General features: G+C 62.4%; 17 protein-coding genes. 5 read left to right on the top strand and 12 right to left on the bottom strand.

The genetic code is table 11. The annotated features are described in order from the left end of the window. The first annotated feature begins 323 nt into the window (after positions 1 to 323). From BFP96_RS24650 to BFP96_RS24635, 4 genes are all read left to right on the top strand, one after another. Entirely contained in the window at positions 324 to 1,406 is a 1,083-nt protein-coding gene (locus BFP96_RS24650) for an efflux RND transporter periplasmic adaptor subunit (RefSeq protein ID WP_065893812.1), read from the top strand. Continuing rightward, on the top strand, positions 1,403 to 2,473 hold the full coding sequence (locus BFP96_RS24645; protein WP_065893811.1) for an efflux RND transporter periplasmic adaptor subunit: 1,071 nt from the start codon (positions 1,403 to 1,405) through the stop codon (positions 2,471 to 2,473). Before BFP96_RS24650 ends, BFP96_RS24645 begins: the two co-directional genes overlap by 4 nt. Continuing rightward, positions 2,470 to 5,535 (top strand): efflux RND transporter permease subunit, encoded by a 3,066-nt coding sequence (locus tag BFP96_RS24640; RefSeq protein WP_065893810.1) that lies wholly within the window; start codon positions 2,470 to 2,472, stop codon positions 5,533 to 5,535. Before BFP96_RS24645 ends, BFP96_RS24640 begins: the two co-directional genes overlap by 4 nt. Positions 5,536 to 5,682: 147 nt before the next feature. Next, positions 5,683 to 7,884: a glycoside hydrolase gene (locus BFP96_RS24635; RefSeq protein WP_065937186.1), complete on the top strand. Its 2,202-nt coding sequence runs from the start codon at positions 5,683 to 5,685 to the stop codon at positions 7,882 to 7,884. A gap of 450 nt (positions 7,885 to 8,334) precedes the next feature. Here BFP96_RS24635 and BFP96_RS24630 read toward each other — a convergent pair whose 3' ends face one another. The 12 genes from BFP96_RS24630 to BFP96_RS24575 all read right to left on the bottom strand — a co-directional run bounded on the left by BFP96_RS24630 (position 8,335) and on the right by BFP96_RS24575 (position 20,304). After that, entirely contained in the window at positions 8,335 to 8,961 is a 627-nt protein-coding gene (locus BFP96_RS24630) for a class I SAM-dependent methyltransferase (protein WP_065893808.1), read from the bottom strand. 39 nt (positions 8,962 to 9,000) lie between these two features. Next, a complete protein-coding gene (locus BFP96_RS24625; RefSeq protein WP_065893807.1) occupies positions 9,001 to 9,645 on the bottom strand; it encodes a methionine ABC transporter permease in 645 nt (214 codons plus the stop codon). Next, a complete protein-coding gene (locus BFP96_RS24620) occupies positions 9,635 to 10,750 on the bottom strand; it encodes a methionine ABC transporter ATP-binding protein (RefSeq protein WP_065893806.1) in 1,116 nt (371 codons plus the stop codon). Before BFP96_RS24620 ends, BFP96_RS24625 begins: the two co-directional genes overlap by 11 nt. Further along, the gene (locus BFP96_RS24615) at positions 10,747 to 11,541 is read right to left on the bottom strand and encodes a MetQ/NlpA family ABC transporter substrate-binding protein (protein ID WP_065937185.1); all 795 of its coding nucleotides are present in this window, start codon (positions 11,539 to 11,541) and stop codon (positions 10,747 to 10,749) included. Before BFP96_RS24615 ends, BFP96_RS24620 begins: the two co-directional genes overlap by 4 nt. Positions 11,542 to 11,658: 117 nt before the next feature. Next, entirely contained in the window at positions 11,659 to 13,011 is a 1,353-nt protein-coding gene (locus tag BFP96_RS24610) for an LLM class flavin-dependent oxidoreductase (RefSeq protein ID WP_065893804.1), read from the bottom strand. Beyond that, entirely contained in the window at positions 13,011 to 14,204 is a 1,194-nt protein-coding gene (locus BFP96_RS24605) for an SfnB family sulfur acquisition oxidoreductase (RefSeq protein ID WP_065933427.1), read from the bottom strand. Before BFP96_RS24605 ends, BFP96_RS24610 begins: the two co-directional genes overlap by 1 nt. Before the next feature lie 39 nt (positions 14,205 to 14,243). Continuing rightward, positions 14,244 to 15,485, bottom strand: coding sequence for an SfnB family sulfur acquisition oxidoreductase (locus BFP96_RS24600; RefSeq protein WP_065896587.1), 1,242 nt, complete (start codon positions 15,483 to 15,485; stop codon positions 14,244 to 14,246). A 187-nt stretch (positions 15,486 to 15,672) separates the two neighbouring features. Then, positions 15,673 to 16,449 carry a hypothetical protein gene (locus BFP96_RS24595; RefSeq protein ID WP_065893801.1) on the bottom strand — a complete coding sequence of 259 codons (777 nt, stop codon included), beginning with the start codon at positions 16,447 to 16,449 and terminating at the stop codon, positions 15,673 to 15,675. 368 nt (positions 16,450 to 16,817) lie between these two features. Next, positions 16,818 to 17,564 (bottom strand): L-cystine ABC transporter ATP-binding protein TcyN, encoded by a 747-nt coding sequence (gene tcyN, locus BFP96_RS24590; RefSeq protein ID WP_065937184.1) that lies wholly within the window; start codon positions 17,562 to 17,564, stop codon positions 16,818 to 16,820. Positions 17,565 to 17,567: 3 nt separating this feature from the next. Further along, positions 17,568 to 18,233 (bottom strand): cystine ABC transporter permease, encoded by a 666-nt coding sequence (gene tcyL, locus BFP96_RS24585; RefSeq protein WP_032878420.1) that lies wholly within the window; start codon positions 18,231 to 18,233, stop codon positions 17,568 to 17,570. Continuing rightward, positions 18,233 to 19,027 (bottom strand): cystine ABC transporter substrate-binding protein, encoded by a 795-nt coding sequence (gene tcyJ, locus BFP96_RS24580; protein ID WP_065937183.1) that lies wholly within the window; start codon positions 19,025 to 19,027, stop codon positions 18,233 to 18,235. Before tcyJ ends, tcyL begins: the two co-directional genes overlap by 1 nt. 281 nt (positions 19,028 to 19,308) lie before the next feature. Continuing rightward, a complete protein-coding gene (locus tag BFP96_RS24575) occupies positions 19,309 to 20,304 on the bottom strand; it encodes a D-cysteine desulfhydrase (protein ID WP_065893799.1) in 996 nt (331 codons plus the stop codon). Between the two features lie 166 nt (positions 20,305 to 20,470). On the opposite strand from BFP96_RS24575, the gene epsC reads away from it, so the two are divergent. Next, positions 20,471 to 21,397 (top strand): serine O-acetyltransferase EpsC, encoded by a 927-nt coding sequence (epsC, locus tag BFP96_RS24570; protein WP_065937182.1) that lies wholly within the window; start codon positions 20,471 to 20,473, stop codon positions 21,395 to 21,397. Positions 21,398 to 21,658: the final 261 nt, after the last annotated feature.

Here is a 21,658-nt window from a genome sequence, read left to right as displayed (position 1 = left end):
AGCCTGCGTTCGGCCAGCGTGGTTTAACGGGGCGCCTAGGATCAAAAGCAGATCAAGATCAAGAGCGACTCGCTTCGCATCGTGGTTACGGTTGAGCGCTACAGAGTTGTGTAGATGCCTATGGCTATCAGGGGCAAGCCCCCTCCCACATTGGACTGTATTCACACGCCAGAACGTGTGAACCCAATTCAGTGTGGGAGGGGGCTTGCCCCCGATGGCGGCCTCCATTGGAGTATGGGATCCTCCATGCACATAAGGAACCCTGAACTAAGCTTACAGTCGCATAGACACTGGCAAGTCGGCATCACGCAAAAGGAGCCTGCATGGGCGGTCGCATTTCGGCATTTTTACTCGGATTTGGCTTACTGACGCTGCTTGGCGGCTGTGGTGAGGAAAAGACCGAACCCAAAGCCCATTCCCGGGTGTTCGTGCAAACCGTGCAGCCTGCGGATTTCGCTGCGGCGGTCACGCTGACCGGCGATATCCAGGCGCGGGTGCAAACCGATTTGTCCTTTCGCGTGGGTGGCAAGATCATCCAGCGCATGGTCGATGTGGGCGACCGGGTGACGGCCAGGCAGGTGCTGGCCAAACTCGATCCCAAGGACCTGCAGACCAACGTCGACTCCGCTCAGGCCCAGGTCGTGGCCGAGCAGGCGCGGGTCAAGCAGACTGCCGCTGCCTTCGTGCGCCAGGAAAAACTCTTGCCCAAGGGCTATACCAGCCGCAGCGAATACGATTCCGCCCAGGCCGCGCTGCGCGGCAGCCAGAGCGCCCTGGCCGCCGCCCAGGCCCAGTTGGCCAACGCCCGTGAACAACTCGGCTACACCGCGCTGATCGCCGACGCGCCGGGCATCATCACCGCGCGCCAGGCCGAAGTCGGCCAGGTGGTCCAGGCCACCATGCCGATCTTCAGCCTGGCCCGAGATGGCGAGCGTGATGCGGTGTTCAACGTCTATGAGTCCTTGCTGGTGGAACCACCGTCGGATGCGCCGATTACCGTCAGTCTGCTGGACAACCCGAGTATCAAGGCCGTGGGCAAGGTCCGCGAAGTCACCCCGGCCGTGGCCGCCAATACCGGCACCGTGCAGGTGAAAATCGCCCTGCAAAGCCTGCCCACTGGCATGGAGTTGGGCTCGGTGGTCAGCGCCACCGCCAATGGCCCGGCCAGGGCCAGCATCGAGTTGCCGTGGTCGGCCTTGACCAAGGACCTCAGTGAACCCGCCGTGTGGCTGGTGGACGGTGACGGCAAGGCGCAATTGCATAAAGTCACGGTGGCGCGTTACCTCACCGGCAAAGTGATCATCGGCGATGGCCTCAAAGGCGGCGAAAAAGTTGTGGTGGCCGGTGGGCAATTGCTGCACCCCGGCATGCCGGTTGAAATCGCCCAGCAAGGAGCCCAGCCATGAGGCAACTGACGGTAATCGTCGCCGCCAGCCTGTTGCTGATGGCCTGCTCCAAAGAAGAAGCGCCGCCCGAACCGGTGCGTCCGGTGTTGTCCATGGAGGTGAAGGCCGAAGACCAGGAAAACCTCGGTCGCTTTGCCGGCACCATTCAGGCGCGCTACGAAAGTAACCTGGGTTTCCGTGTCCCCGGGCGTATTGCGCGTCGCGCCGTGGACGTGGGCGCTGAGGTGGAGAAGGGCGCCCTGCTTGCAGTGCTCGACCCCACCGACCAGCAGAACCAATTGCGCGCCGCCCAGGGCGACCTGGCGCGCGTACAGGCGCAGTTCATCAATGCCCAGGCCAATGCCCGCCGCCAGCAGGAACTGTTCAACCGTGGCGTCGGTGCCCAGGCCCAGCTCGACGTGGCCCAGACTGACCTGAAAACCACCCAGGCCACCCTCGATCAGGCGCGCGCATCGGTCAACCAGGCCAAGGACCAGCTCAACTACGCCGAACTGCGCACCGACCACGCCGGCATCGTCACCGCCTGGAATGCCGAGGCCGGCCAGGTGGTCAGCGCCGGTCAGCAAGTGGTGACGCTTGCGCGCCCGGACGTCAAGGAAGCGGTGATCGACCTGCCCGCCGGGCTGGCCGAACGCCTGCCCGCAGATGTGGTGTTCCTCGTCGCCGGGCAACTGGACCCGAGTGTGCAGACCACCGCCATCGTGCGCGAGATCGAGCCCCAGGCCCAAAGCGCCACGCGCACTCGTCGCGCACGCCTGAGCCTGACCGAAACGCCCGCCGCGTTCCGCCTGGGTACCGCCATCAGCGTCACCTTGAGCAGCGCCATCGCGCCGCGTATCGAACTGCCCCTGAGCGCTCTGCAGGACGTCGACGGCAAGACCCGCATCTGGCTGCTCGACACCCAGAGCCAGACGGTGCAGCCGCGTGACGTCACGGTCGTCAGCCGGGATGCCGACAGCGCCGTGCTCAACGGCAGCGTCAAACCCGGTGAACGCATTGTCACCGCCGGTGTGAACAGCCTGAAACCCGGGCAAAAAGTCAAAATCGACGAGGACAGCCCGCGATGAAAGGGAGCTTCAACTTATCCGACTGGGCCCTCAAGCATCAGTCCTTCGTGTGGTACCTGATGTTCGTCGCGCTTTTGATGGGCGTGTTTTCGTACATGAACCTGGGGCGCGAGGAAGACCCCTCGTTCACCATCAAGACCATGGTGATCCAGACCCGCTGGCCGGGCGCGACCCAGGAAGAAACCCTCAAGCAGGTCACTGACCGCATCGAGAAAAAGCTCGAAGAACTCGACTCCCTCGACTACGTGAAGAGCTACACCCGGCCGGGCGAGTCCACGGTGTTCGTGTTCCTTAAGGACACCACCAGCGCCAAGGCCATCCCGGAGATCTGGTACCAGGTTCGCAAGAAGATCGACGATATTCGCGGCACCTTCCCCCAAGGCTTGCAGGGGCCGTCCTTCAACGACGAGTTCGGTGATGTGTTCGGTTCGGTATACGCCTTTACCGGCGACGGCCTGTCGATGCGCCAGCTGCGCGATTACGTGGAGCAGGTGCGCGCCGAGATCCGCTCGGTGCCGGGGCTGGGCAAGGTCGAGATGATCGGCCAGCAGGACGAAGTGATTTACCTGAATTTTTCCACGCGCAAACTGGCCGCGCTGGGCATCGATCAGCGCCAGGTGGTGCAAAGCCTGCAGTCGCAGAACGCGGTCACGCCCGCCGGGGTGATCGAGGCCGGGCCGGAGCGGATTTCAGTGCGCACCTCCGGGCAGTTCGCCTCGGAGAAGGACCTGGCCAACGTCAACCTGCGCCTCAATGACCGCTTCTATCGCCTGGCCGACATTGCCGAGATCAGCCGTGGCTACGTCGACCCGGCGCGGCCGATGTTCCGTTTCAACGGCAAGCCGGCGATCGGTCTGGCGATTGCGATGCAGAAGGGCGGCAATATCCAGTCGTTCGGCAAGGCGCTGCACGGGCGCATGGATGAGCTGACCGCCGACCTGCCGGTGGGCGTCGGCGTGCACAAGGTGTCGGACCAGGCCGAAGTGGTGGAAGAGGCCGTCGGCGGCTTTACCAGTGCGCTGTTCGAAGCGGTGATCATCGTACTGGTGGTGAGCTTTATCAGCCTGGGCATGCGCGCCGGGCTGGTGGTGGCGTGCTCGATTCCGCTGGTGCTGGCGTTGGTGTTCGTGTTCATGGAATACAGCGGCATCACCATGCAGCGGGTGTCGTTGGGCGCCTTGATCATCGCCCTCGGCCTGCTGGTGGACGATGCGATGATCACCGTGGAGATGATGATCACACGCCTGGAAAAAGGCGAAACCAAGGAGCAGGCCGCGACCTACGCCTATACCTCCACGGCGTTTCCGATGCTTACCGGCACGCTGGTGACCGTGGCCGGTTTTGTGCCGATTGGTCTTAACGCCAGCTCGGCGGGCGAGTACACCTTTACGCTGTTCGCGGTGATCGCCGTGGCCATGCTGGTGTCGTGGGTCGTGGCAGTGCTGTTTGCGCCGGTGATCGGCGTGCATATCCTCAGCGCCAAGGTGAAGCCGCACGACGCCGAGCCGGGGCGCATCGGCCGTGCCTTCAATGGCGGCATGCTCTGGGCCATGCGCAACCGCTGGTGGGCCATCGGCATCACCGTGGCGCTGTTCGTGGCCTCGGTGTTTTCCATGCAGTTCGTGCAGAACCAGTTCTTCCCGTCGTCGGATCGCCCGGAAATCCTGGTTGACCTGAACCTGCCGCAGAACGCCTCGATCAACGAGACGCGCAAGGCGGTCGACCGCCTCGAAGCCATCATCAAGGACGACCCGGACATCGCGCGCTGGAGCACCTACATCGGCCAAGGCGCGATCCGTTTCTACCTGCCGCTGGACCAGCAGTTGGAGAACCCCTACTACGCGCAGCTGGTGATCGTCAGCAAAGGCCTGGAAGAGCGCGGCGAGTTGATTACGCGTCTGCAGAAGCGCCTGCGCGATGATTTCGTCGGTATCGGCAGCTTCGTGCAGCCGCTGGAAATGGGCCCGCCGGTGGGTCGGCCGATCCAGTACCGCGTGTCCGGCAAGGACACCGACCAGGTGCGCAAGCACGCCATCGAACTGGCGACCTTGCTCGACCAGAACACCCACTTGGGCGAAATCATCTACGACTGGAACGAGCCGGGCAAAGTCTTGCGCATCGACATCGCCCAGGACAAGGCGCGGCAATTGGGGCTGTCGTCCGAAGACGTCGCGCAATTGATGAACAGCGTGGTCAGCGGCGCGTCGGTCACCCAGGTGCATGACGATATTTACCTGATCAATGTGGTCGGCCGTGCTGAAGACGCCGAGCGCGGTACGCCGGAAACCCTGCAGAACCTGCAGATCGTCACGCCCAACGGCACCTCGATTCCGTTGCTGGCCTTCGCCACGGTGCGCTACGAACTGGAGCAACCGCTGGTGTGGCGCCGCGACCGCAAGCCGACGATTACCATCAAGGCCGCAGTGCGTGACGAGATGCAGCCGACCGACCTGGTCAAGCAACTGGCGCCGACTATCCAGAAGTTCAGCGACGGTTTGCCGGTGGGCTACAAAGTCGCCACCGGCGGTACCGTGGAAGAAAGCGGCAAGGCCCAGGGCCCGATCGCCAGCGTGGTGCCGTTGATGCTGTTCCTGATGGCGACCTTCCTGATGATCCAGTTGCACAGCGTGCAGAAGATGTTCCTGGTGGCCAGTGTCGCCCCGCTGGGTTTGATCGGCGTGGTGCTGGCGCTGATTCCCACGGGCACGCCCATGGGCTTCGTGGCGATCCTGGGCATCCTGGCGCTGATCGGCATCATCATCCGCAACTCGGTGATTCTGGTGACGCAGATTCATGAGTACGAAGTGGCCGGTTACACGCCGTGGGATGCGGTGGTGGAAGCCACCGAGCATCGGCGCCGGCCAATCCTGCTCACGGCTGCGGCCGCCAGCCTGGGCATGATTCCGATTGCCCGGGAAGTGTTCTGGGGGCCGATGGCCTACGCGATGATTGGCGGGATTATCATCGCCACGTTGCTGACGCTGTTGTTCCTGCCGGCCCTGTATGTGGCCTGGTACAAAATCCGCGAACCCAAGCAGGAATCTCAGGAACAACGCGGTTAAAAAAATGTAGGAGGGGGCTTGCCCCCTCCTACATTTGGATCTGCATCTTGTCAGGCTGTGGGAAGCTTCCGAAACCGCCGCTTGCCGCCCCAGCGAGCCTGAGCATGTTCTACTCTTTCGGCCTTCTTCTTATCCAGGTCGATTCCCATGCAGTGCCTGCGTCCACTCCTTTTACTCTGCGCGCTTGTGCTTGCGCCGCCGACCCTCGCCGCCAACGTGCTGGAAAATACCCAGTGGCGTATCGAACTCGATCCCGCCACCCTGGCGTTGCGCGTCACCCCTGCGGGCGAGGCTTCGGTACAAGCGTCCAGCGGTGTCGCCGCCCATGCGGTCAACGCGCTGCAAGCCGATGCCGAACAGGTCTCCTGGCAATGGGACGATGGCGCGTATCGCCTGACGGCCCGGCTTGAACAGCGCGAATTGTCCCTGACGATCAAGGCCCGTGCAGCGGGCAAGCTGGGCCTGCTGCGCCAGCCGGCCAGCGCCATGGGCCAGGGGCTGATCTGGCCGTTGGCCGAGGGGCATTACGTGCCTGCCGATAATGCCGTGTGGAAAGATTTCCTGATCGGATGGGGCGAGTTCAGTACCATCCAGGACCTCAGCCTGCCGTTATGGGGCGTGGATCATGGGCGCTTCACGCTCAACTGGCTGCTGACCAACCCCTATAACAATCGCCTCGAATGGCAAGCGGACGGCCAAGGTATGGCGCTGTCCGTGTCCCATGAATTTACCTCGCTCGAGCCTTCGGCACCGATGACCCTGAGCTTGCATCTGGGCGAGGCCGACCCGTTGGCCGGTGCCAGGCGTTATCGTCAGTGGCTGGTCGAGCAGGGCCGTTACGAGTCACTGGCGGACAAGCTGCGGCAAACCCCCGAGGCGGTAAAATTGCTCGGCGCCAGCCACGTTTACCTGTGGGGCAACGACTTGCTCACGCTTGATGATGTACGTGATTTGCCCGCGTTGATCAAACGCCTGCGCACGCACGAGCTCAGTGGGCTGATGGGCAAGGAATCCGCACAGGTGCTCGCGCAGGCAGGCGCGTTGAATCGCTACGAGCAAACCGTGCTGTTGCGCGGCTTCAATGGGGCTATCAACAAGAAGGCCCGGCAGGCTTGGCAGGTGGCAGAGCCCGACATGAATCGCCTTGCCGCTCGCTACGGCGAGTTGCGTCGCGAACTGGCCGTGGATTTCGCCGGCGCGTTGGCTGATCGCCCCGAAACCTGGGGCAATTCGAGCATCCAGGCCTTGCGCGACGCTGGGCTCAAGCGCTTGATGCTGATACTCGGCGAAGGCTGGGAAGGCGGCCTGTGGCATCCCGAAGCGATTCGCGCGGGGGTGGATGCCGGTTACCTGGTCGCCCCCTATGATTCCTATGGAACGGCGCTTTCGGCTACGGAAAATCCCGACTGGACCACGGCCCATCTGGGCGGCAAGGCCTACCGCGACTGCGCAATCATGTTGAAAGACGGCACGTTGAAAACCGGCTTCCAGCAGTCCGGTCACTACACCGATCCGCGCTGTGTGCGGCCTTTGCTGGAGGCACGGGTAAAGGCGGTGCAGGGCGCGGCGGGCTACAACGCTTGGTTCCTCGATGCCTATGCCACCAGCATGCTGTATGACAGTTACCGCGACGGTGCGCCGATGACCCAGGCGCAAAATGCCCAGGCCAATATCGACGCGTCGCGCTGGATCAACACCTCGCTCAAACTGCCCACAGGCTCCGAAGACGGCAACGCCATCACCGCCCAGGGCATCCTGTTTGCCCATGGCATGCAAACACCGGTGATCGGCTGGGGTGACCGGGAGATGACCCAGGACCTGCAGTCACCCAACTACGTCGGCAAGTGGTACCCGCCGGAACAACCGGCCGTGTTCTTCAAGCGGGTGCCCTTGAAAGCGCCGCTGCGCACGGTGTATTTCGATCCGACGATGCGCCTGCCGCTGTATCAGGCGGTGTTCCACGGCTCGGTGATTACCACCCATCACTGGTTGTTCGACAGCCTCAAGTTAAGCAATGTGCAGGCGGAGAATGAGCTGGCCCAACTGCTCTACAACGTACCGCCGCTGTATCACTTAAGTGCAGCAACGCTCAAGGAACGGCTGCCGGTGATGCAGCGCCAGGACCGGTTTTTCCGCCCGCTGCATGAGCGGTTGGCGACGCGGGCGATGACTGATTTTCGCTGGCTGACGGCGGACAAACTGCTCCAGCAAACGACGTTCGCTGATGGGACGCGGTTGGTGGCGAATTTTTCGGACGCGCAAAAAGATGGGTATGCCGCGCATAGTGTGACGGCGCTGGTGGAGGGTGAAAAGCCGGTGGTGTATCAGGTGGATCAGCAGGGCCCTTAAGATCATCGGGGGCAAGCCCCCTCCCACATTTGGAATGCGTTCTCCTGTGGGAGGGGGCTTGAACCCGATAGCCATAGGTATCTACACAACTCCGTAGCACCCACCGTAACCACGATGCGAAGCGAGCCGCTCTTGATCTTGATCTGCTTTTGATCTCAGGCGCCCCGTTAAACCACGCTGGCCTGAGAGAGGGCACACCGAGCCTAAGCGAGGTGCCGAGTGGTGGGGCAAGAGCGTTTTGCTTACTTTTGCGCTTTTCAAAAGTGAGCCGCTGTAAAAGCGGAACCATTAGCAGCCGTTACCGCAGAAACGGATATGTACTCGGTCTGATCCAACATCCTGGTCGGCCCCGAGGCTGCCATCGGGGGCAAGCCCCCTCCCACACTTGGAATGCGTTCTCCTGTGGGAGGGGGCTTGCCCCCGATAGCATTAGCCCAGGCAATAAATCACTTAAACCCGACGCCACACACTGGCCAACCAAGGCTGCTGCTCCCTCGGCAAACCCGCAGGTCGGTAATAATGCTCCAGCTCTTCAAACCCGGCCTCAGTCAGCAACCCTCGCCATGCCTCCAGATCGTGATAAGACCCATACCGCGGCCCGTTCCAACCTTCCCGGTTGTCACCCCGAGGATTGGAGCTGAACAGCACCCCACCGGGTTTCAACGCGCCGTGCAGTTGCTGGAGCACCCGTGGCAATTCCTGCTTGGGTATGTGAAACAGCACCGCATTGGCGAAGATCCCGTCAAAGCGCTCGGCAGGCAGGTCCAGTCTCAGGAAGTCCTGCTGCAACACCTCACAACCACTGTCTTCGCGCGCCATCTGCGCAAAGCGCTCGGAACCGTCGAGCCCCACGGCGATATGCCCCATGCGTGTAAACGTCTGCAAATCGCGCCCCGGCCCGCAGCCGAAATCCAGCACGGTAAACGGCGCCGTGCCCTGGAGATGCCGCAGCAGCGCATCGATGTTCTGGCTGACATCATGATCGCGGGTGCCTTCACGGAAGTCCTCGGCCACGTGGTTGTAATGGCCGAGGGTGGTGGCGGTGATCTGGTTGAGGTCTTCGGGCTTGAGGGTCATGACAGGCAATACCGGACGCTTGGATTCCCTGACTATACCTCACCGCTTGTTCAGTACCCGCGCCAACCGATCCCCGCCCAGTTGAATCACCGCCACCAGCACCACCAACAGCACAATCACCGTCAGCATGATCTGCGTATCGAAACGCTGGTAGCCATAGCGGTACGCAATGTCGCCCAAGCCACCGGCGCCAATTGCCCCGGCCATGGCCGATGAGTTGATCATGGTCACCAGGGTGATGGTGAACCCGCCGACGATGCCCGGCAGCGCTTCCGGCAACAGCACGTGCCAGATGATGTGCCAGCGCCGGCACCCCATGGCCTGCGCCGCTTCGATCAGGCCATGGTCGACTTCGCGCAGGCTGACTTCGGCGATGCGCGCAAAGAACGGCGTGGCGGCGATCGTCAGCGGAACCACCGCCGCCCACACGCCATAGGTGGTGCCCACGATCAGGCGGGTAAACGGGATCAGCGCCACCATCAGGATCAGGAAGGGAATGGAGCGGAACAGGTTGACGAAGGCGCCCAGCACCCGATTCAGCGTCGGTGCCTGGTAGATGCCGCCCTTGTCGCTGGTGACCAGAAACACGGCCAGCGGAATCCCCACCAGCAGGGCGATCAACGACGACACACCCACCATCAACAGGGTGTCGATGGCGCCCTGCACTAAACGATCAAACCACATGGCCCAGCACCTCCACCCGTTGCGCCCAGTTCGCGGCGCGGTTGCGCAGTTCTTCGGCGCTGTGCGGCGATCCATTCACCGCCAGCAGTAATTGCCCCAGGGCATGCCCCTGGATGCGTTCCACCCCGCCTTGCAGCAACCGCACGCGGCCGCCGAGGGCCTTGAACAGTGCGGCAAGGTCCGGCTCATCGGCGTCGCTGCCGGTGAACTGCAAGCGCAGCACCACGGCGGCGTCGGCGGACGTGGGAGTGGGGTGCAGACGGTTTTGCAGTTCGGCCGGCAAGCCGTGTTGCAAGGGGGCGAGCAGGGTTTGGCTGACGTCGTGCTGCGGATTGCCGAAGACTTGCCACACCGGGCCCTGCTCGACGATGCGCCCGTGTTCCAGCACCACCACGCGGTCGCAGATGTCGCGGATTACCGCCATCTCATGGGTGATCAACACGATGGTCAGGCCCAGGCGCTGGTTGATCTCGCGCAGCAGGCCGAGGATCGATTGGGTGGTCTCCGGGTCCAGCGCCGAGGTGGCCTCGTCGCAGAGCAGGATCTCGGGGTCGTGCACCAGCGAACGGGCGATGCCCACGCGCTGTTTCTGCCCCCCGGAAAGCTGCGCCGGATACGCCTTGTGCTTGTCCTGCAAACCCACCAGTTCCAGCAGCTCACGCACCTTTTGTTCACGCTGCGGCTTGGGCACCCCGGCGACTCTGAGCGGCAACTCGACGTTCTGCCACACGGTCTTGGCCGACATCAGGTTGAAGTGCTGGAAGATCATGCCGATGCGCCGGCGCAACGCGACGAGGTGATCTTCATCGAAGCCGCCGATATCCACCTGATCGATCAGCACCCGCCCGCTGCTGGGTTGTTCCAGGCGATTGATGGTGCGAATCAGCGACGACTTGCCGGCGCCGCTGCGGCCAATGATGCCGAACACTTCGCCACGCTGGATCGCCAGGTCGATGCCGTGCAAAGCATGCACCGTGCCGTCATAGGTTTTACCCAGGTTGATGAAGCGCACGTGGGCACGGTTCAGATCCGCATGCAGTTCGGTCTGCCGGGTGTCCCTGGGCGGTGTGCCCAGGTCGCGCAGTCGGGCATTGGCGGCGGTCATTTTTTAGCTTCCCAGCCGACTTGGTAAAGCTTGCCGAGGGATTTATCCAGGGCGGCGCGTACCACCGGCGAGTGCTGGTAGATGTCGACGAACTTGATCACCCGTGGGTCGGTCTTGCTCTTGGGCTGAATCACAAACTGGATCACGTATTCCGGGTGGTCCAGGCCGTCGAACAGCAACGCCGATTCCGCATCGAAGGTCTTGGACAGGCGGATGTACGCGGGGTAGCCCTGCACCAGGTCGGCGTCGTCATAGGCGCGCACCAGTTGCACGGCTTCCACTTGCAGGATCTTGATTTTCTTCGTGTTGCTGACGATGTCTTCTTCGGTGGCCTTGTAGCCCACGCCCGGCTTGAGGCTGATCAGCCCGGCCTTGGCCAGCAGCTGCAGGCCGCGCCCGCTGTTGATCGGGTCGTTGGCGATGGCCACGCTGACGCCGTCGGGCAGGTCGTTGAAGCTTTTGTACTTTTTCGAATACAGCCCGACGTTGTTGATGATGCCCGGCGCATAAGGCACCAGGTCGAACCCGGCGGCGGCCTTGGCGTTTTCCAGGAAGGGAATGTGCTGAAAGTAATTCACGTCGATATCGCCGGCAGCGAGGCTGACGTTGGGGGCGATCCAGTCGGTGAATTCCACCAGCTCCACTTTCAGGCCTTGTTTGCCGGCTTCTTCCACGGCCGCTTCCAGGGGAATGGCGAAGGCGGCGGTGGTGCCGACTTTCAACGGCGCATCGGCGGCGAATACGGCTGTGCTGAACAGTCCGAAGGCCAGGGAGAGCACTATTTTTTTCATATGAGTTTCCAATTGTAGGAGCGAGCTTGCTCGCGAAAAACTTGAGGACGCATCGGTAAACCAGATGCACCGCGTTATCGTTAACGGTCTTCGCGAGCAAGCTCGCTCCTACAGGGGTTAGTGTCGGTAGGTAGAGCCGGTGTGTTGTTCGGGTAAGCGAGCAGTGCCGTGGAAGACTTTTTCGCGCAGCGTGCCCTGCTCATATTCGGTTTTGTACGACCCGCGCTTTTGCAGCTCCGGCACTACAAGATCGATGAAATCCACATAGCTTTCCGGCGTCACGATGCGCGTCAGGTTGAAGCCATCCAGGCCCGTTTCGCTGATCCACGATTCCAGCTCATCGGCGACCTGCTCAGGCGACCCAACCAGCGTGATATAGCGCCCGCCCAATGCGTGCTGCTCGAGCAATTTGCGCCGGGTCCAGTCGTTGTTCTGCAGGTTTTTGGTGGCCGATTGGATCGCATTGCTCTTCACGTACTGGATCGGCTCGTCCAGTTCGTACTCGGAAAAATCGATCGCCGTGGACGCCGCAAAGTGCGCCACGCCGGCCTCGGCGCTGGCATAGCTGAGGTACTCCGCGTGCTTGGCCCAGGCCAGTTCTTCGGTCGCGCCGACGATCACGTTGAGGCCCATGAACACTTTGATGTCATCCGGATTACGCCCGGCCGCCACCGCGCTGGCACGCACCTTGTCCACCTGGATTCTGGTCGAGGCCTTGTTCTGCCCGCTGATGAACACGCACTCGGCATGACGCCCGGCGAACTGCAGGCCGCGCTCCGAACTGCCGGCCTGGAACAGCACCGGCGTGCGCTGCGGCGAGGGCTCGCACAGGTGATAACCCTCCACTTGGTAGAACTCGCCGTGATGCTCGACCTTGTGCACCTTGCCCGGTTGCGCATACACCCGCGCCTGGGGATCGTTGACCACCGCGTCATCTTCCCAGCTGCCTTCCCAGAGTTTGTACAGCACCTGCAGGTATTCATCGGCCTGGTCGTAGCGGCGGTCATGCTCGACTTGTTCGTTCAGGCCCATGGCCTTGGCGGCGCTGTCGAGGTAGCCGGTGACGATGTTCCAGCCCACGCGGCCACGGCTCAGGTGGTCGAGGGTGGACATGCGCCGGGCGAACAGATAGGGCGGCTCGTAGGTCAGGTTGGCGGTGAGGCCGAAGCCAAGGTTGCGGGTGACCGCCGCCATGGCCGAGACCAGCAGGAGCGGGTCGTTGACCGGCAACTGGATCGATTCTTTGAGCGGCACGTCGATGGACTGCTGGTACACGTCATACACGCCGACGATATCGGCGATGAACAAGCCGTCGAACAGCCCGCGCTCGAGGGTTTGCGCCAGGTCGGTCCAGTATTCGAGGGTCTTGTACTGGGTGGACGTGTCCCGTGGATGGGTCCACAAGCCGTGGTTGATATGCCCGATGCAGTTCATGTTGAAGGCATTGAGCAGGATTTTTTTCTTGCTCATCAGATCGTCCCCCGCAGCGGCGGGTTTTCGGCGTTGAGGTAGTAATTGCCCACGGCGTGATATTTCCAGCGCACCGGGTCGTGCAGGGTGTGAACCCGCGCGTTGCGCCAGTGGCGGTCCAGGCCGTGCTCGGCCAGGGTCGCCTGGCTGCCGGCCAGTTCGAACAGCGTGCTGCCGGCGGCGAGGGATATTTCGGTGCTCAAGGCGCGCACTTCGGCGACGGCGATGGAGGCGGCCGCGACGGTCTGGGCCGTGCTGTCGGCCTGGGCGCGATCGAGGAATTCGCCCGAGCGCTCGAGCAACGCTTCGGCGGCGTGCAGGCGAATGCTCAGGTGGCCGAAGCTTTTCAGCGTCAACGGGTCATCGGTGGCCTTGTCGCTGCCTGAGTCGATCCAGGGACGGGTCTTGGTGCGCACAAAATGCAGCGCATCTTCGAAGGCGGCGCGGGCGATGCCGGTGTCGATGGCGGCGTGCAGAATCTGCGCCAGGGGGCCGACGGTGGTCGGGCGTTCGAAGGCGCTCTGGAACGGCACCACGTCCCGGGCATCCACCCACACGTTGTCGAACACCACCGAACCGCTGCCGGTGGTGCGCTGGCCGAAGCCGCTCCAGTCGTCGATCACCGTCAGGCCGGCGCTGTCGCGAGGCACGAAGGCCAGTTGCTGGACACCGTTTTCGTCCACCACCGAGGTGGGGATGCGTTGCGCGTAGATCGCGCCGGTGGCGTAGAACTTGCGCCCGCTGATGCGAAAACCCTCGCCGTCGCGGCTGAGGCGGGTCACGCGATCATGGGCGGTCTTGGTGCCCAGTTCCGCCAGGGCGTTGCCAAAGCGCTGGCCGGCCAGCACGTCGGCGTACAGGCGCTGCTGCTGTTCGGGGCTGCCGTTGACCCGCAGCACTTCAAGGGCATAGAAATGGTTTTGCGGGATCTGGCCCAGGGAGGCGTCGGCCTGGGCAATCAGCGCAATGACCTTGGCCAGGGTGACGTTGGACACACCGGCACCGCCATAGGCCTTGGGCACGCTGATGCCCCACAGGCCGGAGCGGGAAAACACGTCCAGCTCGGGCAACGGCAGACGACGTTCGCGGTCGCGCTGGGCGCTGTCGCGGCGCAGGTCTTCGGCCAGGTCGCTGGCGACAATAAGGGCTTGTTCATCGCTGGTAATGACCGCGACGTGATGGGAAAGCGTCATGTGTTCTCCAGAAGCTCGTGGAAAAAGTGTTCTGGGCGGTCAGATCCAGGAATGTCGAGCCGGCAACGTGCCGTTCAAGCGGTAGGCACCGATGGCGTGATACTTCCAGCGCACCGGGTCATGCAGCGTGTGGACCCGCGCATTGCGCCAGTGCCGGTCAAGGTTGAATTCGGCGAGGGTGGCGCGGCTGCCGGCCAACTCGAAGAGCTTTTCGCTGACCAGCAATGACACTTCGGTCGTGAGCACCTTGGCCTCGGCGACTGCGATAGACGCGCGGGCGGCGGACTGCGCGGTGATCGGTGCGGCGCTGACCTGATCCAGTACCTGGCCGGCCTTGCGCAGCAGCGCCTGCGCGGCATGCAGCTCGATCTTCAATTTGCCGATATCGGCGATGACATACAGGTCGTCGCTGGCCCGTTCGACCTTGGCGTCGATCCAGGGACGTGAACGTTCACGCACAAAAGCGATGGTGTCCTCGAGGGCACCCTGGGCGATGCCGGCGTCGATGGCGGCCTGGATCAGCTGCGAGACGGCACCCTGGATATTCGGGCTTTCGCCCAGGCGCCAGTTGTCCACCACCAACTCTGCGTCCACCGGTACCCGGTCAAGCAGTACGGTGCCGCTGGCGGTGGTGCGTTGGCCAAATCCCGACCAGTCATCGACGATGCGCAACCCCTCGCTGCCACGGCGCACAAACGCCATGACTTGCTTGCCGTCATCGTTGAGGGCCTTGATGGCCACCCAATGGGCGAACAGTGCGCCGGTGGAGTAGAACTTCTGGCCGCTGACCACATACCCGTCGCCCTCGGCGGTGATGCGCGCCTTGAGCTCCAGGGTATTTTTCGTGCCGCGTTCCGGGCCGCCATTGCCGATGCGCCAACCCTCGAGCACGCTCTGGAACAGGTGCTTTTTCTGGCGCTCGCTGGCGGTGCTCTGCAGCAGGTGCAGGATGCCGAAATGGTTCTGCGGGATTTGCCCGAGAGCCGGGTCGGCCGCGCTGATGATGGCGAAGACCTCGGCCAGGGTCACGAACGAAACCTGCGGACCGCCGTATTCGCGGGGAATGGAAATGCTGCCCAACCCGCTGCGGGTGAACTGTTCGATCTGCGCCAATGGCAATTGGCGTTGCTGGTCGCGCCTGGCGGCTTGCAGGCGCGCGGCGTCAGCCAGCTCATGGGCGGCGCTCAGCGCCTGGGCGTCGTTGCGCAGCACGGTGGCCGGCAACAACAGCGGCGCTGCGTCCAGATCACTCTGGGGGGGTGTTAGAGCCAAGTTAGACATCAGCGCCGCTCCTTGGCTGCACGTAATGCCCTGGCGTTATGCACCGGGGTAATTCTGACCATACCGACCTCGCATTCAATGAAATGAAAACAGAAAATTCAGGAATGTCCGGTGGTCCGGTGCATATACCCTAAGCGTGTTTATTTTTTAAATAAACTAACTTTTAGGAATATGCATAGAAGGGTCGTCACCCCGGTTCGCAGGGGGAGCCGAAAGGGCGAGGTCGATACGTGGCCTCGGCCCTGTCCGAGCTCGTGGGAACCCAGGCGGCGATGCGCAAGGTACGGGCCGGCGCCCAGCGCGAATTGTTGCCGACGCGATCCAGGATGCAGTACGTCACCTCCAGGCGGCAGTCGTCACCGCCTTCGATAATGACTGTCGAAGGCACCCACACCTGAACGGGCATGCCGACGCTCCCGGCCTGGATTTTCGGCAGATCCATGCGTACGTCACCCCAGCGCAGGGTGATGGCGTCGCCGCTGGCCATGTTCGCGTAAGGCTCGATGGACAGCGGAATACCGCGTTGCACCTGGCGACTGTTGACGCCGTGGCGGCGGATGGTCTCGGGCAGGCTGACGGGGGCCAGGTTCTGGTTTTCGTCGCTGTACAGGTTCGACGGCTGCCCGCCCGGGTAGTTGGTCTTGACCCGTACCTGGGTAGTGGCCGAGCGCGCCGGGCCGTGCCCGATCTGCATGATTTGGTAGTGAACCCGGGCCGGGCCATCCTGTACAAAGCTTTCCGGCACCCGCAGGTGGGTCGGTGTGCCGATTTTGCCGGCTGTCACCCGGCGTGAAGCGGCAAAGCAGTTGTTCCAGAACAGTTCGATCAGATCGCCTTCCTCCATGCCGGGGTAAGGGGCGATGTCGACCTGCAGTTGCGCGGCCGCGTGGGCACTGATGCCGTTTCGAACGGCCTGGGGCAGGGTGGGTGCGGTCAGCATGGCCGGGATAGTAGTGTGCGTCATAAGTGATCTCCTTGATGCAGCCAGCAGCAATCGTTCCGGGCCTTGGGCGCGGGTGCGCAAAGGGGCCGAAAGAACGATTCAGTGAGTAGCCGGGATAGGATCCAATCCTCTGGACGCTAGATAAGAGGGTTGCTGGAGGAGGGTCAATGGAGGCAAAAGGCTAAACGGCGGGTTTGGCGATATTCAGAAGGGTCTGACGGAGCGAGGGATTTAAAGGCGCTTATGACGGGGGTTTTTACGCGATGAGAGGGTAACCCGTTGTAGGAGCGAGCTTGCTCGCGAAGAACGTTAACGATAACGCGGTGAATCAGATTGACCGAGTTGCCTGGGCGTTTTTCGCGAGCAAGCTCGCTCCTACAGAGGGGGCGTCAGTGGGCGAGAAATTTGCTCAGGAACTGCCGGGTGCGCTCTTCTTTGGGGTTGGCGAACAGCGCCTTGGCTTCACCCTGTTCGACGATCACGCCCTTGTCGAAAAAGATCACGCGGTTGGCGACATCCCGGGCAAAGCTCATCTCGTGGGTGACGATTACCATGGTGCGGTTTTCTTCGGCCAGGCTGCGGATGGTCGCCAGCACTTCACCGACCAGTTCCGGGTCGAGGGCCGAGGTGGGTTCGTCGAACAGAATCACCTCAGGCTCCATGGCCAGGGCCCGAGCGATCGCCACACGCTGTTGCTGACCCCCGGACAGGCGCCGTGGATAAGCCGCTTCCTTGCCCGCCAGGCCAACCTTGGCCAACAGCCTGCGACCCAGTTCGGTCGCCGCGTCGCGGGGCATCTTCTTGACCACGATCGGGCCTTCGATGACGTTTTCGAGTGCGGTGCGGTGGGGGAACAGGTTGAAGTTCTGGAATACAAAACCCACATGCTGGCGCAGACGTCGCACCAGGCCCTGTTGCTGGTTGAGCGGCTTGTTGCTGTCGATCTCGATATCACCCACCTTGATACGGCCGCTGGTGGGTTCTTCGAGAAAATTCAGGCAACGCAGGAAGGTGGTCTTGCCGGAGCCGCTGGGGCCGATGATGGCTACGACTTCGCCGGCCTTGACCTCAAGGTCGATGCCGTTGAGCACCACCTGAGCGTTGAATTGTTTGGTCAGTTTTTCAACCACGATCATGCTTCAAGACTCCAGGTCATGCCGGTTGACCCGGTCTTCCAGACGATTTTGCAGATGCGCCAGGATGCTCGCCAGGATCCAGTAGATCAGGGCTGCGGACAGATACATGGTGAAAATTTCGAAGGTGCGCGCCGAGACCAGTTGGGCCTGCCGGAACAGCTCGGGCACCTGGATGGTGGCGGCCAGCGCCGTGTCCTTGACCAGTGAAATAAAACTGTTGCCCAGCGGCGGCAGTGCGGTGCGCATCGCCTGCGGCAGGATGGCCCGGCGCAATGTCTGCGCACGGGTCATGCCGATACTCGCGGCGGCTTCCCACTGGCCACGCTCGATGGACGCGATGGCGGCCCGCAGGATTTCACAGGCGTAGGCGGCCATGTTCAGCGAAAAGCCGATCATGGCGGCCGGAATCGGGTCCAGCTCGATGCCCACTTGCGGCAAGCCGTAGTAGATCAGGAACAATTGCACCAGCAGGGGCGTGCCGCGAAAGAACGACACGTAGACCCGCGCCGTCCAACTCAGCAGCTTGAAGCGCGACAGGCGCATCAAGGCCAGGCCGAAGCCCAGCAGCAGACCGAAGAACATCCCGCCCAGGCTGAGGATTACCGTGTAATACGCGCCCTTGAGCAGAAAGGGCGCGGAGTCCAGCGCGAGTTGCAAACCTGCTTCCATTATTGAGTGACGTCAGCGTTGAAGTATTTCTCGGACAGCGTCTTCAAGGTGCCGTCGGCGCGCAGCTTGTCGAGGGCCTTGTTCACCGCGTCCAGCAACTCAGGCTCGCCTTTGCGCAGGGCAATACCCGATTCCTGGCGAGAGAAGGCGTCGCCTGCCGCGGCGGTATCCGGGGCTTTCTTGGCGTATTCCAGAGCGGCCAGGCGGTCGATCAGGATGGCGTCGATGCGGCCGATGCGCAGGTCCTGGAACTTGGTCGGGTCGTCGTTGTAGGTCTTGATGATGGCTTCAGGCTGGTTGTCCTTGAGCCATTGTTCGTAGTTGGTGCCCAGGCCTACGCCGACTTTCTTGCCGGCCAGGTCGTTGGCGGTCTTGATCGCGTCGACGTTTTTCTTCAGCACCAGCGCCTGAATCCCGGACACGGTGTAAGGCTTGGAGAAATCGTACTTTTTCTTGCGCTCTTCGGAGATGGTCACCTGGTTGACCACCGCGTCCAGGCGCTTGGATTCCAGGGCGGCGAGGATGCCGTCCCATGGGGTGGCCTGCAGCTTGACCTTGACGCCCAATTCTTTGGCCAGCGCCTCGGACAGCTCCACCTCGAAGCCGCTGAGCTTGCCGCTTTCATCGACGAAGCTGAACGGTGGGTAGGTGCCTTCCAGGCCGATCTTGATCTCGCCGGCTTTCTTGATGGCGCCCAGTTGCTCGCCGGCAACCGCCTGGCCGAGCATGCCTGCGCCAAGCGCCAGGCCCAATGTGCCGACCAGCAATGTGCGACGCAATACAGAAATAGTCATGAAGAGCCCCTATGGTTTTTTATGGTGAGCGAAGCCGCTGACGCAGTAGCCGTATCCTGCCTTAAAGCGCGGTGCGCGTCTTCGCCTTCGGCGCGATGATAAAGCGGGTTTTTAAGACTTGAAAATAATAAAAAATCAACTTCATATTCATATTTCGAATATGAAAGAGGTCAAGTGTGGGAGGGGGGCTTGCCCCCGATGGCAGTGGTTCAGCTACAGATTAGCTGACTGACCCACCGCTATCGGGGGCAAGCCCCCTCCCACATTCAGTCCGCGTTTATTCAGCTGAATACTGAGTCATAGGCAAACAGCGCCGGTGCCCCGCCCGTATGCAGGAAAATAATCGGCCCGTCCCCGAACCGCTGACGCCCGATGCCGTCCAGCAAGCCTGCCATGGCCTTCCCGGTATAGACCGGGTCGAGCAACAGACCTTCCTGGCTGGCCAAAAGTTTGATTGCCGACAACGTGCCCGCGTTCGGTTCGCCATATCGCGGGCCGAAGTATTCGTCCCACAGGATCACCTTGAATGCCTCGGGCACCTCCACGCCAAGCAGCTCGGCGGTGCGCTCGGCCAGGCCCTGTACTTTCGGGCGCTGGGCTTCGTCGGTGCGCGACACGGTGACGCCAATCACCGGCAGGTTCGGCAGCGCTTCGCTCAGCGCCAGCGCCAGGCCGCTATGGGTACCGGCGCTGCCCGAGGCCAATACCACCGCTGCAAAGTCGAGGCCGCTGTCTTCGATCTGTGCCGCCAGCTCCAGGCCTGCACGCACATAACCCAGCGCGCCGAGGGCATTCGAGCCGCCGATAGGCACCAGGTAGGGCTTCTTGCCGTTGCTGCGCAGGCGGTCGGCGAGGGCGTTGAGCTGGTCGTCGACATTATCGAGGTTCTCGACCAGCTCAACCTTGGCGTCGAACAGTTCGAGCAACAGACGGTTACCGTTGCCCAGGTAGTTGGGGTCGTCGGTGCCGGTAGGATTTTCTAGCAGGGCGACGCAGCCCAGGCCGAGCCTGGCGGCCAGCGCGGCGGTCTGGCGCACATGGTTGGACTGGATAGCGCCGGCGGTGACCAGCGTGTCGGCGCCCTGGGCGAGGGCATCGGCGGCCAGGTATTCAAGTTTGCGCAATTTGTTGCCACCCATGGCCAGCGGGGTGGTGTCATCGCGCTTGACGTAGATGTCCCTGCCCAACCAGGTCGACAGCCGCTCGAGTTTTTCCAGGGCGGTGGCGCCGCCCAACAAGTCCAGGCGGTTAAAGCGGTCAAGCTGTTGTTTGATCATGGCTACGCACGGTGGCTGAGTAATTGGACGACTATAGGCAGGCACTTTTCATCGGGCAACGGCCAATCGCTTATGTCGGATGGTTCTTGGCCTCATACCATTGGTTCTTAAGGGTTGCCTGGGTGCATACCGTAAAGTGATGGCCATTTCGTCAGGAGTGAATACCGTGAGTGAGCGTTCCAGCCATTGGCAATTGCAGACCATCGTCAGCCAACTGCGCAGCGCCCGGGACCAGTGGCGAACGCGCAACGGTCGTTTGAGCGGCGAACACGGTGGTCGCGAATTACCGTCGCGCGAGGCCGTGGCGCAGATTCTCGAAGCATTGTGCGGCGCACTGTTCCCGATGCGCCTGGGCCCGGTGGACCTGCGCGAAGAAAGTGAAGACTTCTACGTCGGGCATACCCTCGACGTCGCCCTCAACGCGTTGCTGGCCCAGTCCCGCCTGGAGCTGCGCTACGCCGCGCGTCAGGGTGGCCGGGACGACGGCCAGATCGACGCCGATGCCATTCGCCTGATCCAGGATTTCGCCCTGGCATTGCCGGCGTTGCGCAGCCTGCTGGACACCGACGTACTGGCCGCCTACCACGGTGACCCGGCCGCGCGCAGCGTGGATGAGGTGCTGCTGTGCTACCCGGGCATCCTGGCGGTGATTCACCACCGCCTGGCCCACCACCTGTACCGCGCCGGCTTGCCGCTGCTGGCGCGCATCAGTGCGGAAATCGCCCACTCGGCCACCGGTATCGATATCCACCCCGGCGCGCAGATCGGCCCGAGTTTCTTTATCGACCACGGCACCGGTGTGGTGATTGGCGAGACGGCGATCATTGGTGAGCGGGTGCGCATCTACCAGGCCGTGACGCTGGGCGCCAAGCGCTTCCCGGCGGATGAGGATGGGCAGTTGCAAAAAGGTCATCCGCGTCATCCTATCGTTGAGGATGACGTGGTGATCTACGCCGGCGCCACGATTTTGGGGCGGATTACCATCGGCAAGGGTTCGACCATCGGCGGCAATGTATGGCTGACCCGCAGCGTGCCGGCGGGGGCGAATATTACCCAGGCGAATCTGCAGCATGATGATGGGGCGCAGAAGTAAAGAGCCTGCACGCTAATCCAATGTGGGAGGGGGCTTGCCCCCGATAGCAGTCTGTCAGTTGATATAACTGGAACTGACCCACCGCTATCGGGGCATAGGTATCTACACAACTGCGTAGCACCCACCGTAACCACGATGCGAAGCGAGTCGCTCTTGACCTTGATCTGGATCTGCTTTTGATCTCAGGCGCCCCGTTAAACCACGCTGGCCGAACGCAGGCTTGAATCCGTGGGTAACCCGGCAGGACGCCGGGTTAGCCGC

The sequence above is a fragment of the Pseudomonas sp. 34 E 7 genome, from assembly GCF_900005715.1.
Taxonomy (GTDB): Bacteria; Pseudomonadota; Gammaproteobacteria; order Pseudomonadales; family Pseudomonadaceae; genus Aquipseudomonas; species Aquipseudomonas orientalis_A.
This window is presented reverse-complemented; position numbering and strand designations above follow the sequence as displayed.

Bases quoted from the DNA above. Each gene is read 5' to 3' on its own strand.
- BFP96_RS24640 (WP_065893810.1), top strand. From the start codon at position 2,470: ATGAAAGGGAGCTTCAACTTATCCGACTGGGCCCTCAAGCATCAGTCC.
- BFP96_RS24635 (WP_065937186.1), top strand. From the start codon at position 5,683: ATGCAGTGCCTGCGTCCACTCCTTTTACTCTGCGCGCTTGTGCTTGCG.
- BFP96_RS24625 (WP_065893807.1), bottom strand. From the start codon at position 9,645: ATGTGGTTTGATCGTTTAGTGCAGGGCGCCATCGACACCCTGTTGATG.
- BFP96_RS24575 (WP_065893799.1), bottom strand. From the start codon at position 20,304: ATGATCAAACAACAGCTTGACCGCTTTAACCGCCTGGACTTGTTGGGC.
- BFP96_RS24650 (WP_065893812.1), top strand. From the start codon at position 324: ATGGGCGGTCGCATTTCGGCATTTTTACTCGGATTTGGCTTACTGACG.
- BFP96_RS24630 (WP_065893808.1), bottom strand. From the start codon at position 8,961: ATGACCCTCAAGCCCGAAGACCTCAACCAGATCACCGCCACCACCCTC.
- tcyN (WP_065937184.1), bottom strand. From the start codon at position 17,564: ATGATCGTGGTTGAAAAACTGACCAAACAATTCAACGCTCAGGTGGTG.
- BFP96_RS24620 (WP_065893806.1), bottom strand. From the start codon at position 10,750: ATGACCGCCGCCAATGCCCGACTGCGCGACCTGGGCACACCGCCCAGG.
- BFP96_RS24605 (WP_065933427.1), bottom strand. From the start codon at position 14,204: ATGACGCTTTCCCATCACGTCGCGGTCATTACCAGCGATGAACAAGCC.
- BFP96_RS24615 (WP_065937185.1), bottom strand. From the start codon at position 11,541: ATGAAAAAAATAGTGCTCTCCCTGGCCTTCGGACTGTTCAGCACAGCC.
- BFP96_RS24610 (WP_065893804.1), bottom strand. From the start codon at position 13,011: ATGAGCAAGAAAAAAATCCTGCTCAATGCCTTCAACATGAACTGCATC.
- tcyL (WP_032878420.1), bottom strand. From the start codon at position 18,233: ATGGAAGCAGGTTTGCAACTCGCGCTGGACTCCGCGCCCTTTCTGCTC.
- BFP96_RS24600 (WP_065896587.1), bottom strand. From the start codon at position 15,485: ATGTCTAACTTGGCTCTAACACCCCCCCAGAGTGATCTGGACGCAGCG.
- tcyJ (WP_065937183.1), bottom strand. From the start codon at position 19,027: ATGACTATTTCTGTATTGCGTCGCACATTGCTGGTCGGCACATTGGGC.
- BFP96_RS24645 (WP_065893811.1), top strand. From the start codon at position 1,403: ATGAGGCAACTGACGGTAATCGTCGCCGCCAGCCTGTTGCTGATGGCC.
- BFP96_RS24595 (WP_065893801.1), bottom strand. From the start codon at position 16,449: ATGACGCACACTACTATCCCGGCCATGCTGACCGCACCCACCCTGCCC.